The 13,920-nt window shown below is 72.3% G+C and carries 14 protein-coding genes and 1 pseudogene; 5 read left to right on the forward strand and 10 right to left on the reverse strand.

Annotated elements, in window-relative coordinates; genetic code table 11:
* Positions 1–164 precede the first annotated feature (164 nt).
* Positions 165–1,073: a molybdopterin-dependent oxidoreductase gene (locus ACGFIM_RS04035; RefSeq protein WP_393194227.1), complete on the reverse strand. Its 909-nt coding sequence runs from the start codon at positions 1,071–1,073 to the stop codon at positions 165–167.
* A gap of 709 nt (positions 1,074–1,782) precedes the next feature.
* On the opposite strand from ACGFIM_RS04035, the gene ACGFIM_RS04040 reads away from it, so the two are divergent.
* Positions 1,783–1,992, forward strand: a complete 210-nt coding sequence (locus ACGFIM_RS04040) for a helix-turn-helix domain-containing protein (protein ID WP_393199615.1) — start codon at positions 1,783–1,785, stop codon at positions 1,990–1,992.
* A gap of 180 nt (positions 1,993–2,172) precedes the next feature.
* Here ACGFIM_RS04040 and ACGFIM_RS04045 read toward each other — a convergent pair whose 3' ends face one another.
* The 4 genes from ACGFIM_RS04045 to ACGFIM_RS04060 form a co-directional block, all read right to left on the reverse strand.
* Positions 2,173–3,288 (reverse strand): right-handed parallel beta-helix repeat-containing protein, encoded by a 1,116-nt coding sequence (locus tag ACGFIM_RS04045; protein WP_393194230.1) that lies wholly within the window; start codon positions 3,286–3,288, stop codon positions 2,173–2,175.
* A 153-nt stretch (positions 3,289–3,441) separates the two neighbouring features.
* Positions 3,442–4,740, reverse strand: coding sequence for an MFS transporter (locus ACGFIM_RS04050; protein ID WP_393199618.1), 1,299 nt, complete (start codon positions 4,738–4,740; stop codon positions 3,442–3,444).
* A 387-nt stretch (positions 4,741–5,127) separates the two neighbouring features.
* Entirely contained in the window at positions 5,128–5,814 is a 687-nt protein-coding gene (locus tag ACGFIM_RS04055) for a response regulator (protein ID WP_393199621.1), read from the reverse strand.
* A gap of 28 nt (positions 5,815–5,842) precedes the next feature.
* Entirely contained in the window at positions 5,843–7,135 is a 1,293-nt protein-coding gene (locus tag ACGFIM_RS04060; RefSeq protein WP_393194233.1) for a sensor histidine kinase, read from the reverse strand.
* Between the two features lie 193 nt (positions 7,136–7,328).
* Between ACGFIM_RS04060 and ACGFIM_RS04065 the strand changes: the two genes are divergently transcribed.
* Positions 7,329–8,252: a hypothetical protein gene (locus tag ACGFIM_RS04065; protein WP_393194236.1), complete on the forward strand. Its 924-nt coding sequence runs from the start codon at positions 7,329–7,331 to the stop codon at positions 8,250–8,252.
* Here ACGFIM_RS04065 and ACGFIM_RS04070 read toward each other — a convergent pair.
* Positions 8,238–8,753, reverse strand: a complete 516-nt coding sequence (locus tag ACGFIM_RS04070) for a MarR family winged helix-turn-helix transcriptional regulator (RefSeq protein WP_393194239.1) — start codon at positions 8,751–8,753, stop codon at positions 8,238–8,240. The genes ACGFIM_RS04065 and ACGFIM_RS04070 overlap by 15 nt on opposite strands.
* 55 nt (positions 8,754–8,808) lie before the next feature.
* Between ACGFIM_RS04070 and ACGFIM_RS04075 the strand changes: the two genes are divergently transcribed.
* Positions 8,809–9,528, forward strand: a complete 720-nt coding sequence (locus tag ACGFIM_RS04075; protein WP_393194242.1) for an SDR family NAD(P)-dependent oxidoreductase — start codon at positions 8,809–8,811, stop codon at positions 9,526–9,528.
* A 177-nt stretch (positions 9,529–9,705) separates the two neighbouring features.
* Positions 9,706–10,626: an SDR family oxidoreductase gene (locus ACGFIM_RS04080; RefSeq protein WP_393194245.1), complete on the forward strand. Its 921-nt coding sequence runs from the start codon at positions 9,706–9,708 to the stop codon at positions 10,624–10,626.
* Positions 10,627–10,647: 21 nt separating this feature from the next.
* On the opposite strand, the gene ACGFIM_RS04085 is transcribed toward ACGFIM_RS04080, so the two are convergent.
* The 4 genes and pseudogenes from ACGFIM_RS04085 to ACGFIM_RS04100 all read right to left on the reverse strand — a co-directional run bounded on the left by ACGFIM_RS04085 (position 10,648) and on the right by ACGFIM_RS04100 (position 12,915).
* Positions 10,648–11,106 (reverse strand): VOC family protein, encoded by a 459-nt coding sequence (locus tag ACGFIM_RS04085; RefSeq protein WP_393194248.1) that lies wholly within the window; start codon positions 11,104–11,106, stop codon positions 10,648–10,650.
* A gap of 141 nt (positions 11,107–11,247) precedes the next feature.
* Positions 11,248–11,715, reverse strand: coding sequence for a GNAT family N-acetyltransferase (locus ACGFIM_RS04090; RefSeq protein ID WP_393194251.1), 468 nt, complete (start codon positions 11,713–11,715; stop codon positions 11,248–11,250).
* A 14-nt stretch (positions 11,716–11,729) separates the two neighbouring features.
* Complete coding sequence (locus ACGFIM_RS04095; protein ID WP_393194254.1) at positions 11,730–12,275, reverse strand: DinB family protein; 546 nt, start codon at positions 12,273–12,275, stop codon at positions 11,730–11,732.
* A gap of 7 nt (positions 12,276–12,282) precedes the next feature.
* A pseudogene (locus ACGFIM_RS04100) lies at positions 12,283–12,915 on the reverse strand (GNAT family N-acetyltransferase).
* Positions 12,916–13,158: 243 nt separating this feature from the next.
* Between ACGFIM_RS04100 and ACGFIM_RS04105 the strand changes: the two are divergent.
* Positions 13,159–13,920, forward strand: a complete 762-nt coding sequence (locus ACGFIM_RS04105) for a GntR family transcriptional regulator (RefSeq protein WP_393194256.1) — start codon at positions 13,159–13,161, stop codon at positions 13,918–13,920.

The following is a 13,920-nucleotide window of genomic DNA, read 5'->3' on the forward strand; positions in this document are numbered from 1 at the left end:
CCGTGAGCGGGAGGAGAAACCGCCGCGGGCGAGAGAAGAGGTCGCGCGGCGGGAGAAGGTGGCGCTGTGCCGGGATGACGGCCGAGCCCGGCGGCGTCTCGTCCATGCGTGCCGGCTTGGACCGGATACGCCTGGAGATCCGCCCGGCACGGCCGCCGGCGGTGTCACAGCAGCTTGTCCGGGATGATCGGCAGGTCGCGGATACGCCTGCCGGTCGCGTGGCAGACGGCGTTGGCGATGGCCGGGGCGGTGCCGATGGTGGCCATCTCGCCGATCCCCTTCACGCCGCCCGGGATGTGCGGGTCGTCCCGCTCCACGAACATGGCCGTGATGTCGGGGACGTCGGCGTTCACCGGCACGTGGTAGCCCCAGAGGCCGGCGTTGGAGATGCGCGCGTCGCGGCGGTCCACCTCGGTGGCCTCGGTCAGCGCCTGGCCGATGCCCATCACGACGCCGCCGATGATCTGGGAGCGCACGGTGCGGGGGTTGAGGATGCGGCCCGCCTCGACGACCTTGACGTGCCTGGTCACCCGGACCGTGCCCAGCTCGGGATCCACCTTCACCTCCGCGAAGTCGGCGCCGAAGGCGCGCCTTGCGATCGTCGCCTCGTGGGGCGGTGGCGGGTTGTGGTCGCCGGCGGCCTCCACGGACTGGAGCCGGTTGCGGCGCAGGATCCGCGCGTACCGCTCGCCCCTGGAACGGTCGCCCCGGACGTACACGTCGCCGGAGGTGCAGTAGCCGCACTGGAACGCGTCGCAGTCGAGGAACGCCTGCTGCACCGGATGCAGCTCGTCCCCCTCCGCCGGCCCCTCGATCGTGGTGATCTCGGCGTCGCGCTGCATGACCGCCAGCGTGAGACAGGCGTTGACGCGCCGGCCGTCGACCAGCACCGTGCACGCCCCGCACGCCCCCTGGTCGCAGCCCTTCTTGGCGCCCGTCAGCCCGAGCCGCTCGCGCAGCGCGTCCAGCAGCGTCGCCCTGGGCTCGACCCGCAGCGTGTGCTCGCGGCCGTTCACCCGCAGGCTGATCACCACCGGCTCGCCGGCCTTCATGCTCACCGCGTCATCTGGCATGGGACGTGTGCCTCCCTGGTCCCGCTCGGGGCTTTCGCCCTGGGCTGGACCGCAGCGTAGGGTGGGGCCTGAGACGCCGACTAGGACGAAATCGACATGGACCACGTGCAGACGGTCAGGTGGCTCCCGCGGCGGCTCCCAGGGGTCGAAGTCGTGGCCGAGCACCCGGAGCCGCACGCCGACCGGCGGGTCCGCCTCGACGGCGGGTACGGTATCAAGATCACGCCGGGCGGGGCTCCGCCTCCCGTGCACTACCGGGGGCGGGTGCACGGCGAGGCCGGCTCCGGTTTGGTGACCGTCGTCGAGCCGGACGAGGTGGTCTCCTCGGCCGGCGGCGGCCCTGACGCGCACCCGCTGACGCGGATCCTCGTCGTGGACGCATCCCTCCTGCCGGCGGGCGGCCGCGCCGACCGGCCCCGCTTCCGCGAGCTGCGCTACCGCGACCACGACCTGTTCGACGACATCGCGGCGCTGCATGGCCTCCTCGCCGAGGACGACGACGCGCTGACCGTGCAGTCGGCGCTGACCGGGGTGCTCGACCGCCTCGTCACCCGGCACGCCGTCTCATCGCATCCGTCCGGCGCGCCGCCGCGCCACCGGGCGCTGCGCGAAGTGCGACCTTCTGCACGATCGGCTGGACGATCGGCTGGACGACAACATCGGGCTCGACGAGCTGGCGTCGGTCGCCGGGTGCGGCAAGCACCACCTCATCAGGAGTTTCCAGCGCGCGTACGGCGTGCCGCCGCACCGCTACCGGAACCTGGTGCGCCTGGCCAGGGCCAAAGAGATGCCGGCGGCGGGCAAGAGTGTCGCGGAGGTGGCCGGTGAGCTGGGCTTCTTCGACCAGAGCCACCTCAACAGGCACTTTCGGCAGCCGTTCGGGATGAGCGCGGGCGCCTTCGCCAAGGCCGTCCGGTAGCCCGCCTCGATCCCTGCTCGCCCGCCCGCCCCCGGCCGCCCGCCTGGTCGCTGATCACCCGCCCGGCCCCGGCCGCCCGCCTGGTCGCCGGTTGCCCGCATCGTCGCTGATCAACCCGTCTGGTCTCGGGGTCGCCCGCGAGGGCGCGGCCTCGTGCGGCGCTCTCGCGGGCCGTCCGGGTCAGACTCCGGCGTTCACGGTGACGCCGGAGCCGACCGACCGCTGGGTGGTCACGTCGGTGACGAGGTTGCCCGTCGAGGTGACGGTGAGCTGGTTGCCGCCCCGCTGGTACGACAGGCCGGTGCCGGAGCCGTTGCCCCGGATGACGTTGCCGGTGACGGCGACGTTACCGGTGTCGTAGTTGACCCCCGTGATGGCCACGTACGTGGTCCCGGAGCCGCTGAACTGGAAGACGCGGTTGCCCGCGATGGTGCTCGCGGCGTCACCCTGGACGGCGACCTCGATGCCGTAGGTGGCGAAGTCCTCGACGTAGTTGTCGCTGATGGTGGTCGCGTAGAGGCGATCGGCGTTGATGCCCGCGCCGCCGACCTCGTAGACGTGGTTGCGCTCGATCACCCAGCCGGCGCTGTTCTCCAGCTTGATCGCATCGCCCCCGGTCTCGTCGACCCAGGTCTCGGTGAGGTTCCAGTCGGTCACCGCATTGTCGCCCTCCTCGACGTAGATGCCGTTCTGCCCGGATTGATCGATGAAGAGGCCGTGAATGCGGCCGTTGACCATGCCGCCCTGGGGCACGACGGCCCCATTGCGGGCGACGCTGGTGATGCGGAGTCCGTTGGCCTTGGCGTTCTGGATGTGCAGGTTCTCGATGATGCTGCCCCAGGCGCGGATCAGGACACCGTCGCCGCCCTGCGGGTTGCCGGCCGAGTTGGCGTCGATGGTGAGATCGCGCAGCACGATCCGCCCGTCGGCGCTGGGGTCGTCTTCGTCACCGTCGGCCCATGACCTGGAGGCCACGACCGCCGGAAGATTGCGGCCATCGGCCTGCTTGAGGAGGGTCGTCGGGCTCTCGCCCCGGTACGTGCGGTCACCGGCCAGCAGGATGGTGCTGGTGATCAGGCAGGGGCCGTCGATGACGATCTCGTCGCCCTCGTCGGAGCCGTCGATCACGGACTGGATCGTGGCGGCGTCGCCGCTGTTGTTCGCACAGGTCGCGGTGATCCGCGCCGCCTCGGCCGGGTCCGCGTCGGCGAGTATCGCGGCGGAGGCGGCGGCCACGACGGCCGTCAGGGAAGCGACCGTCAGTGCCCGGCGCACGGCAGGCCTCAGATGTGCCATGAAGTCTCCTGTCATCTGCTGCGGAACGCCATGATGATCATGGCGCGCATATAGTGAACAATGAGACGAGACACAACGAAAGTGGTGATTTTTCCGACATGGGTTGATCACCACGACCACCGGCGTCCGGCGAGGCGGAACCCGCCCCGGAGGTCAGGCGATCGGCTGCTGGGAGAGGCCCAGATCGGTGCCCCTCGGCTCCTTCACGGCGGTGACCGCCACCAGCGAGATCACGCAGAGCACCATGATGTAGCCGCCCACGGACAGCGCCGATCCCGTGCTCCGCACCAGGGCCTCCGCGATCATGGGGGCGAACGCGCCGCCGAGGATCGCGCCCAGCGCGTACCCGATCGCCGCCCCCGAGTAGCGCACCGATGCGGGGAACATCTCGGCGTACATGGCCGACATCGGGCCGTACGACAGGCCGAGACCGACGGCCAGCACGAGGATCGCCACGGTGAAGAGCCAGATCCCGCGGGTCTCCATCAGCAGGAACAGCGGGATCATCCAGACGAACACCAGCGCGTACCCGATCTGGAACGTGCGGACGCGGCCGATGCGGTCGGACAGCGCGCCGCCGTACAGCGTGAACACCAGCCATGCCACCGAGCCGGCGACGGTCGCCAGCAGCACGGACGGGCGGGGCAGGCCGAGCGCGGTGGTGCCGTAGCTGATGAAGTACGCGATGAGCAGGTAGCCGGCCGCGTTGTTGGCCACGAAGACCAGCGCGGTGAGCAGCACGTTCCTGCTGTGGCCGCGGAACAGGTCATGCAGCGGCGCCGACGAGGTCTTGGTGCGCTGCTGCAGCTCCTTGAAGACCGGGCTCTCCTCCACGGCGCGGCGCACGAGGTAGCCGATGACGATCAGGGTCAGCGAGAGCAGGAACGGCACCCGCCAGCCCCACGCCTGGAACTGCTCGGGGGTGGTCACCGTACTCATGATCCACAGGACGCCGGTCGCCAGGATGAGCCCGATCGGCACGCCGATCTGCGGGAACGTGCCCCACAGACCGCGGCGCTCGCGCGGCGCGTGCTCCACGGCCAGCAGGGCCGCGCCGCCCCACTCGCCGCCCGCCGAGAAGCCCTGCACGATGCGCAGCAGGATCAGGGCGATCGGCGCCGCCACCCCGATCGACCCGTACGTGGGCAGCAGGCCGATCATCGTGGTGGCCCCGCCCATGAGCAGGAGCGTCATGACCAGCATGCGCTTGCGGCCCAGCCGGTCGCCGTAGCGGCCCGCCACGATCGCGCCGAGCGGCCGGAACAGGAAGCTGATGCCGATCGTGGCCAGCGAGATGATCGTGGCCAGGCCCTCGGACCGGTCGTTGACCGGGGCCAGGAACAGCGGCCCGAACACCAGGCCGGCGGCCTGGGCGTAGATGAAGAAGTCGTACCACTCGATGGTGGTGCCGGCCAGGGTGCCGGCGAGGACCTTGCGGTCGTCGGCGGTCATGGAGCGGGGTTCAGTCGTCACGTCGGCTCCGTTCGTGCTGGTGGGGGGTTCCGGGCAAGGGCCGCTGACGATCACCTCGCCGGGGTGGTGCCGAGGCCACGGTCACCATTCAAACGTGCGCGTTGTGAATTGTCAGCGCCGTGAAGCGCTCGATGCCTCTGCCGCCTGCCGGTTCGCCGGCCTGCTGCTTTGCCGCCCCTTCTCAGCGCGCCCCTTCTCAGTGCGCCCCTTCTCAGCGCGCCCCTCTCAGTGCGCCCCTCTCAGTGCGCCCCCTCTCAGCGCGCCCCCTCTCAGCGCGCCCCCTCTCAGTGCGCCCCTTTCCGCGCCTTGCCCCGGCATGCCGCTCCATCGTGGTACCGCGGCCACGCCGGCGGCGCGTACGGGCCGTCAGGGCCGGTGGTCCCGGGAGGGGCGGATGAGACCGGTCTCGTACGCGAGGATCACCGCGTGCACCCGGTCGCGCAGCAGCAGCTTGCTCAGCACGTTGCTCACGTGGGTCTTCACCGTCTGCTCCCCGATCGTCAGGTCGGCGGCGATCTCGGCGTTCGACCGGCCACGGGCGATCAGCTCCAGCACCTCCCGTTCCCTCGCGGTGAGCGTGCTGATCTCGGGCGGCGGATTCCGGGACGTACGGGCGGGCGGCCGGGCGCGGACGAACTCGCCGATGAGCCGCCGGGTGACCGACGGTGCGAGCAGCGCCTCTCCGGCGGCGACCACGCGTACGGCCTCGACCAGGCCGGACCGGCGCACGTCCTTGAGCAGGAAGCCGGCGGCGCCCGCGCGCAGGGCCTCGAAGACGTACTCGTCCAGGTCGAAGGTGGTCACCACGAGCACCTTGACCGGGTCGGCCGCGTCCGGTCCGGCGATGCGGCGGGTGGCCTCGAGGCCGTCCATGCGGGGCATGCGTACGTCCATGAGCACGACGTCGGGCCGCCACCGCCGGGCCGCCTCGACGGCCTGCACCCCGTCGGCGGCCTCGGCGACCACCTCCATGTCCGGCTGGGCGTCGAGGATCGCGCGGAAGCCGGCGCGTACCAGCTCCTGGTCATCGGCCACGACGATCCTGATCGTCATCCCGCCCGGCTCCCGATCGCCCGCATCGTCATCGCGCACCGCCGATCGGGAGCCGGGCCACCACGGCGAAGCCGCCCTCGGGCCGGGCTGCGGCGGTCAGCTCGCCGCCGAAGAGCTGGACGCGCTCGCGCATCCCGATCAGCCCGTGCCCGCTCGGCCCCTGGCCGTTCGAATCGGACGCTGCCGCACCCCGCCCGTCCTCATCGGATGGTTGCGCATCGCGCCCGTTCTGGCCAGGCCGGTCGATGCCGTCTCCTCCCCCGGTCCCGGGGCCGTCGTCGCACACCTCGATGCGCAGGTCACCTTCGGAGTGCCGGACCGCTACGCGGACCCGCGCCCCGCCCGCGTGCTTCATCACGTTCGTCAGCGCCTCCTGCACGATCCGGTACGCCGACAGCTCCACCCCGGCGGGCAGCGGCCCCGCAGGCCCGTCCACCTCCAGCGAGGCCCGCACCCCGGCCCGGCGGGCCTGTTCGACCAGTTCGGGCACCTGCGCGAGCCCGGGCTGCGGCTCCAGCGCGCCCTCCCCCCGCTGCGGCGCGTCCGCTCCCGGCGGGCTCTCCTCGCGCAGCACGCCTAACAGGCGGCGCATCTCGGTCATGGCCTGCCGCCCGGTCTCGGCGATGGTGTCGAACGTCCGCTCGGCGGACCGCGGGTCGCGTTCGGCGAGCACCGGACCCGCCTCGGCCTGCACCACCATCATGCCGACGTGGTGCGTGACGACATCGTGCAGCTCGCGGGCGATGCGGGCGCGTTCCGCGGCGACCGCGCGGCGGGCTTCGAAGTCGCGTTCGCGGGCCAGCAGCTCGGCGCGGGCCTCCAGCTCGGCCGTGTACGCCCGCCTGATCCGCGCGCTGTCCCCCAGCACCCACGCCCCGGCCAGCAGCAGCGTGGTGAAGGCGACGTCCAGCAGGTCGCTGTCGGTGGCCGGCACCAGCGCGACGACCGCCACGCCGACCCCCGCGAGCACGCCCACGACGGCGGAGACTCTCCTGCCGCACCAGGCGACCATGGTGTAGAGGGCGACGACGCCGCCCGGCGCCACGGGCGTGACCAGGTCGGGGAAGGGTGCGGCGCCGTAGGCGGCCGTCACCGCGCCGACGCCGAGGTTGATCCACAGGGGGTGGCTGCGCCGCCACGCCAGCGGCAGCGTGCTGAGCAGCACCATGGTGACGGCGAGCGGCCCGGGGCGTGGCATGTGCTCGGCGAGGGCGCGGACGAACAGCGCGATCAGGGAGATCGCCGCGAGGAGCACGGCGAGCGCCCCGTCGGCGGCCACCGGGTGCTCCCGGATCCACGCCGCCACGCGTTTCGTCGGCATACGCCCAAGTATGAGGCGCGGCGCCGCGCTCGACCTCCCTCTCAAGAGGGAGCCTCCCCGGACCGGGTGAGCCCGAGGTTCCGTGCGGCGGGGGATCCGGTACGCCGGCCCGCCGCCTACCGTCAGAGGTCACAGGGATCCCGCTGGAACACCGGTTCACCGTTCTCCGACCGCTGCCACCAGGAGGTCCCTCATGTCCGAGATACCGCTCCCCCGCGCCATGGGTGCGTCGCTGCGCGTCACGTTGTGGGACGAAGCGCGCGGCTACCAGCGGCTGGCGTACGCCGTCGGCGCCGCCCTCATCCTCACCGGCCTCGTGCACGGCGCGATCTGGGCGGTCACCGGCGGCCCGATCGAGGGGCCGCTGTCGTGGCGCAAGCCGACCACGTTCGGGATCTCGTTCGGCCTGACCACGCTCACGCTCGGCTGGATCGGCGGCCACCTGCGGGTGCCGGCCTGGTCGGGATGGCTGGTGTCGGTGCTGCTGTGCGTCTCGACCGCGCTGGAGGTGGCGTGGGTGAGCGTGCAGCGCGCGCGGGGCGTGCCGTCGCACTTCAACGACATGACGGAGCTGGACGGGGCGCTGTTCACGGCCGGCGGCGTCACGATCGCGGTCACCAACGTCGCGCTGCTGCTGATCACGGTGGCGGCGTTCACCGTCTGCACCGCGCCCGCGCCGATGGCGTGGGCGATCCGCGGCGGCATGCTGGCGCTGCTGGCCGCGCAGGTGGTCGGCATATGGATGATCGTGCACGGGCTCGGCCTGCTCGACGCGGGCGCCTCGCCGCTGACCCACTCGATGAGCACGTACGGGCGGGCGGGCGCGATGAAGTACGCCCACGCGGTGCCGATGCACGCGATCCAGGTGCTGCCGGGGCTGGCCTGGCTGATGGGCTTCACCCGGCTGTCCGGCCGGGCGCGGCTGGCGGCGATGAGCGCGGCCATCGCCGGGTACGCGAGCCTGTTCGCGGTCGCGCTGGGCCGTACGGCGCTGGGGCTCGAACCATTCGACCTGCTCAGCCCTTCGACGCTGCTGTACCTCGTGCCGGCGCTGCTGCTCGGCGCGGCCTCGGTGGCGACGGCGGCGGGGCTGCGCCGCCGGTCAGGGCTCGGCTGACAGCCGCCTGCGCACGTCGGCGGTCAGCTTGTCCAGCAGGTGGACGAGGGTGGCGCGCTCCTCCGGGGTCAGCCCGGCCACCAGGGAGGCCTCGCGGCCGAGCACCGAGTCCACCGAACGTTCGATGAGCGCGTGGCCCTCGTCGGTCAGCGTGACGACGACGCTCTTGCGCCCCGCGCCGCCGGGCGCGCGGTGGATGAGGCCCGCGCGCTCGGCCCTGGCCACCCGCTGGGAGATCGCTCCGGCCGTGACGAGCGTGCGGCGGGCCAGCTCGCGGGTGGTCAGCCGGTACGGCGGCCCGGACCGGCGCAGCACGGACAGCAGGTCGAGGGTGGCCGCGTCGATCCCGGCGGCGCGCAGCACGCGGGCGCGGTCGTCGGCGAACATCTTCGCCAGCCGCCAGATGGGCGTGACGATCTCGATGGACGAGGTCGGCGTGCCGGGGCGCTCGCGCTGCCAGGCGGCGGCGATCTCCGCGGGGCTGGTGGGGGCGTCGGCCATGTCGGAACCCTTCGCTATATTTAGCCCTAAACATACCTGCCGTCAGGAGGGACTCATGGGCAGGACCGTACTGGTCACCGGGGGAACCAGCGGCATCGGCCGCGCCATCGCGGCCCGCTTCGCCGCCGACGGCGCGGACGTCGTCATCACCGGCCGCCGCCCCGCCACCGTCGAACCCGCCGCCCAGGAGCTGGGCGTGCGCGGAGTGGCCTGCGACGCCACCCGGCCCGACCAGGTCGCGGCGCTGGCCGCCGAGCTGACCGGGCCGCTCGACGTACTCGTGAACGCGGCCGGCGGGCTCCCCGCCACCCCACCCGAGGGCACGCCGCCGCTGGAGGCGCTCGCCCTGCAGTGGCAGTCGAGCCTGTCGTTCAACGTGCTCAGCGCCGCGCTCACCACGGCCGCCGTACAGGACCGGCTGGCGCCCGGCGGCACGGTGGTCAGCATCGGCTCGATCGGCGCGGAACGGCGCGGCGGCTCGTACGGCGCCGCCAAGGCCGCGCTCGCCGCCTGGAACGTCTCGCTCGCCGCCGAGCTGGGCCCGCGCGACGTGACCTGCAACGTCATCTCGTCCGGTTACGTCACCGGCACCAACTTCTTCGGCGACGGCATGACCGAGGAGCGCCACCGCGCGCTGGTGGAGGAGACGCTGCTGAAGCGGCCCGGCACGCCCGGCGACATCGCGCAGACCGTCTTCTTCCTCGCCTCGCCCGGCGCGCGCCACATCACCGGCCAGACCATCCACGTGAACGGCGGCGCCTTCACCACCCGCTGACCCCGCCCGCCGCTCGCACCCGGGGGACGCCACGCCGAGCCACCGACGCCCCTGGGGCAAAGTCCGGCATCGGCAGGGTTTCGAGGCCGAGCCGCCCGCCTCAACGGCCGCCACGAAAACGACCACGGCCCGGAAAACATGACAAGGGTTGTCGGCTTTCCTCGTTACGTTCGCCGCATGAGCAACCATCCGAACCTGCACGGCAAGGTCTGCCTGGTCGCCGGGGCGACGCGCGGCGCCGGCCGGGGCGTCGCCGTCGAGCTGGGCGCGGCCGGCGCCACCGTCTACGTGACCGGCCGCACCACCCGGCGGTCGCGCTCGGAGTACGACCGCCCGGAGACCATCGAGGAGACCGCCGAGCTGGTGAACGCGGCCGGCGGCCACGGCATCGCCGTACCCGCCGACCACCTCGACCGCGACCAGGTCAGGTCGCTCGCCGAGCGCATCGGCCGCGACCACGGCCGCCTCGACGTCCTCGTCAACGACATCTGGGGCGGCGAGCACCTCGCCCAGTGGGACACCCCGCTGTGGGAGCACGACCTGGACGCCGGCCTGCGCCTGCTCCGCCTGGCCATCGACACCCACATCATCACCAGCCACTTCATGCTGCCCCTGCTGATCAAGCGGCCTGGCGGGCTGGTGGTGGAGATGACCGACGGCACCAAGGAGTACAACGACCGCAACTACCGCGTCTCGTTCTTCTACGACCAGGCCAAGAGCGCGGTCATCCGGCTCGGCTACGCGCAGGCGCACGAGCTGCGCCCGTACGGGTGCGCGGCGGTGTCGCTGACCCCCGGCTGGCTGCGCTCGGAGCTGATGCTCGACCACTTCGGGGTGAAGGAGGAGAACTGGCGGGACGCGACCGCGCGCGAGCCGCACTTCGCCATCTCGGAGTCGCCCCGCTACGTCGGCCGCGCCGTCGCCGCCCTGGCCGCCGACCCCGGCGTGATGCGGTGGACCGGCCGGTCGCTGTCGAGCGGGCAGCTCGCGCAGGAGTACGGCTTCACGGACGTGGACGGCTCCCAGCCGGACTGCTGGCGCTACCTGGTGGAGGTCCAGGACCCCGGCAAACCCGCCGACGTCACCGGCTACCGCTGACCTCCGCCGGCGACAGCGGTACTAGACCACGTCGAACTCGTTGCCCTCGGGGTCGAGCATCGCCACCGCGTAATGGTCGGTCCCGGGCCGCGCGTGCACCCGGACGACGGACGCCCCTGCCTTGACCAGCCGTTCCACCTCGGCGTCCACCCGCGCCTTCCTGGTCTCCAGGGGCGTCTCGTCGCGCTTGCCGCCGACCAGCACGTCGAGGTGGAACCGGTTCTTGACGACCTTGCCCTCGGGCACCTGCTGGAACCAGATCCTCGGCCCGCGCCCTTCCGGATCGACGATGCCGTCGTTGCCGTCGCCCTCGCCCAGCTCGTCCTCCGGCACGCCGATGCTGCGCCAGTACGCCCGCCACGTATCGAAGCCATCCGGCGGCGGCTCCAGCTTGTAGCGCAATGCGTCCGCCCAGAATCGGGCCATCCGCTCAGGATTCGCACAATCGATCACCAGTTGATACGAGACCATGCCCGCCATCCTGCCCGAGGTCCGGCGATTCGGGGTGCTCGTCAGGCCGAATATCGAGGCCTCAGATCAAGCTCCGGTGACCGGCACGCGAGGAGGCACCGCATGAGCACGATCGCGCCCCGGGCGGGCGACGCGCTCCCGCGTGATCGCTCACGTGTCGAGAGACAGGAGCGGAAGGCTGCGCCCGGAGATGGAGCCGGACGGGGCCAGACCGATCCGGGCGGCGCCCATCGCCAGGTAGAACGGCTCGGCGTGCGGGTCCGCCTCGATCAGCAACCGCACGAAGCCGAGCCTCCGCGCGGCGGTCACCGCGTGCTCGAGCAGCAGGCGGCCGATGCCGTGCCCGATGGCGTCCGGTTCGACGAAGAGCATGCCCAGCTCCCCCTCCGGCGGATCGCCCTCGACGGTGACGAACCCCAGCACGCGGCCGTCCCGTTCGGCCACCATCGTCCGCCGGGCCTCCACCTGCGATGCCGGGACGGTGAGCTCGTCCCGGCAGGCCGCCATGAACGTCTCGTCGTAGCCCCAGTAGGCCTTCGAGCGCAACGCCAGCTCGCTCAGCGGCTCCGCCTCGTCCGGCCGTGCGGCCCTGACCAGCACGTCCGTTCTCCTGCTCATGCTCTCCTGCCTGGTCACAGGCCCACCGCACCGTCGATGCCCTGACGCAGGAGGTCGGCGTGGCCGTTGTGCCGCCCGTACTCCTCGATCATGTGGAGGAGCACCCAGCGCAGCGTGATCGTACCGCGCCAGGGGTCCGTGCCGGTGATCTCCAGGTTCGCCGCCCCGGCCACGAACCGGTCGGCGAAGTCCACCTCGTCGTGCCAGAGCCGCCACGCCTCGGCGACGATCTCCGCGTCAGGCACGGCGTCGTCGAAGGCCGCGTCGGGACGCTCCTCGGTCTGAAAGTACGGGCCGGCCGGTTGCCCGGCCATGTCCCGGCGGAACCAGCGCCGTTCGACGTCGGCGAGGTGCCGTACGAACCCCAGCAGCGACAGGTTCGCGAAGGGCACCGACCGGCGGGCGAGCGCTCCCGGGTCGAGGTCCTTGCACTTCAGCTTCAGCGTCTCGCGATGCCAGCGGAGGCAGGCGGCGAGCATCGCCTTCTCGTCCCCCTGGGCCGGCACGGCGGGCCTGGGGTCGCTGTCCTCGGGCACGAACAGCTCGGCGAACATCGGCATGTGGATCTCACCTCGCTCGCGCGGACTCGGCCGGCGCGGCGGCGAGGCGCTCGCGCAGCGCCGCTTTGACGGCGGGCCATTCCGGGGCGATCACCGAGAACATGGCCGAGTCGCGCAGCAGGCCCTCCTCACCCGGCGCCCAGGAGGGTGACCAGCTTCGCAGGACGCCCTCGAAGTGCGCGCCGAGCCGCTCGATCGCCCGGCGTGAGCGGTGGTTGCGGGCGTCGGTCTTGAGATCGACGCGGGTCACGTTCAGCGTTTCGAACGCGTGGGTGAGCAGGAGCAGCTTGGCCTCGGCGTTGATCATGGTGCCCTAGGCCGAGGCGGACAGCCAGGTCCAGCCGATCTCCACCGCGCGCAGCTCGTCCCGGCCCGGCCACGTACGGGGATCCCAGAGCCCGGTGCATCCCACCGCCTTCCCGTCGCTCAGCCGAATCTGGGCGAAAGGGGTCAGCCCCTCGCGGGAGAGCTGGGCGCGCAGGTAGGCCGGGACCTCATCGGCGCGGGGCACGAGGGTGAAGGCGTAGGAGGAGCGGTCCTCCTCGGCGGCCTCCGCCAGATCCGCCGCGTGGCTCATCGCCAGCGGCTCCAGGCGGACGCGAGATCCGGTCAGCACGGGAACGTCGAGCCGGCGGTGCATGCGGTCTGCCACCTTTCTGCCGAGCGGGGTGCGGGGAGCACGGCGTGAGCGTCATCGGCGAGCCTCGGCCGGATTTGTATGGTACACCCTACAAATTAACGGTCGTGGGGGAGCTGCACCGGCATCTGGGGAGGTTCGCCGTGGCCGGGCACGATGCTCCGGCTCACCGCCCTGCCGGACGCCTCCTATGCTGGCAGCGCGATCCAGACCCGCATCCGCGAGTAGCTGAAAGGCCATCAAGCAGTGGTACGCCCGCCGGGACCGGACCGGCCGCTCTACATCCGCATCGCCATGTCGCTCAAGGCCCGGATCCTCGCCGGAACCTACCCGCCCGGCAGCCGGCTGCCGCCCGAGGGGGAGCTCGCGGCCGGTTTCGGCGCCAGCCGCAGCACCATCCGCCAGGCCATCGCCGACCTCCGCGGCAACGGGTACCTCACCAGCCGGCGCGGCTCGGGCACGTACGTGAACGCCGAGCTGCCGATCGAGCCGCTGTCACCCCGTTCCGGGCCGGTCTACACCGGGTTCCTCGACGACCTGGACGACGAGGCCCACCATGTCCACGAACTGCACCGATCCCGGCGGGTCATCGTCGCCGACGAGGCGCTCGCGGCTCGGCTGCACATCCCGGCCGGCAGCCGCGCGGTCCGCTTCCGCGGCACCCGGGTGCGCGACGGCAAGGTCTACGGCGTCGCGACCGACATCCTTCCCGCGCACGTGGCGGAGCGGATGGACGCCCAGGTCCTCGGGCGCTGCCCGACCGTCGTCGACGCGCTGGCGGCCGTGGGCCACCGCGTACGGGAAAGCCTCCAGCGCGTCGAGCCGGCCTCACTGGACGCCGCCACCGCCCGGCTGTGCGGCGGCTCCCCCGGCGAGCCCGCGCTCTGCATCACCGGCGTCGCCTACGGCGAGGACGGGCGGCCGGTCGACGCCTACACGCTCGTCGTCGTCGGCGGATACGGCATCGGGCTGCACCTCGTACGGGCCGGTGACCGCCCCACGGCGTGA

Source organism: Nonomuraea sp. NPDC049309 (assembly GCF_043196965.1).
In the GTDB taxonomy this organism is placed as follows: domain Bacteria; phylum Actinomycetota; class Actinomycetes; order Streptosporangiales; family Streptosporangiaceae; genus Nonomuraea; species Nonomuraea fastidiosa.

What these genes read in the sequence shown, in the direction of transcription:
- ACGFIM_RS04060 (WP_393194233.1), bottom strand. Translation starts at nt 7,135, where the DNA reads ATGCCGACGAAACGCGTGGCGGCGTGGATCCGGGAGCACCCGGTGGCC.
- ACGFIM_RS04035 (WP_393194227.1), bottom strand. Translation starts at nt 1,073, where the DNA reads ATGCCAGATGACGCGGTGAGCATGAAGGCCGGCGAGCCGGTGGTGATC.
- ACGFIM_RS04095 (WP_393194254.1), bottom strand. Translation starts at nt 12,275, where the DNA reads ATGCCGATGTTCGCCGAGCTGTTCGTGCCCGAGGACAGCGACCCCAGG.
- ACGFIM_RS04090 (WP_393194251.1), bottom strand. Translation starts at nt 11,715, where the DNA reads ATGAGCAGGAGAACGGACGTGCTGGTCAGGGCCGCACGGCCGGACGAG.
- ACGFIM_RS04050 (WP_393199618.1), bottom strand. Translation starts at nt 4,740, where the DNA reads ATGACCGCCGACGACCGCAAGGTCCTCGCCGGCACCCTGGCCGGCACC.
- ACGFIM_RS04045 (WP_393194230.1), bottom strand. Translation starts at nt 3,288, where the DNA reads ATGGCACATCTGAGGCCTGCCGTGCGCCGGGCACTGACGGTCGCTTCC.
- ACGFIM_RS04070 (WP_393194239.1), bottom strand. Translation starts at nt 8,753, where the DNA reads ATGGCCGACGCCCCCACCAGCCCCGCGGAGATCGCCGCCGCCTGGCAG.
- ACGFIM_RS04055 (WP_393199621.1), bottom strand. Translation starts at nt 5,814, where the DNA reads ATGACGATCAGGATCGTCGTGGCCGATGACCAGGAGCTGGTACGCGCC.
- ACGFIM_RS04080 (WP_393194245.1), top strand. Translation starts at nt 9,706, where the DNA reads ATGAGCAACCATCCGAACCTGCACGGCAAGGTCTGCCTGGTCGCCGGG.
- ACGFIM_RS04085 (WP_393194248.1), bottom strand. Translation starts at nt 11,106, where the DNA reads ATGGCGGGCATGGTCTCGTATCAACTGGTGATCGATTGTGCGAATCCT.
- ACGFIM_RS04065 (WP_393194236.1), top strand. Translation starts at nt 7,329, where the DNA reads ATGTCCGAGATACCGCTCCCCCGCGCCATGGGTGCGTCGCTGCGCGTC.
- ACGFIM_RS04075 (WP_393194242.1), top strand. Translation starts at nt 8,809, where the DNA reads ATGGGCAGGACCGTACTGGTCACCGGGGGAACCAGCGGCATCGGCCGC.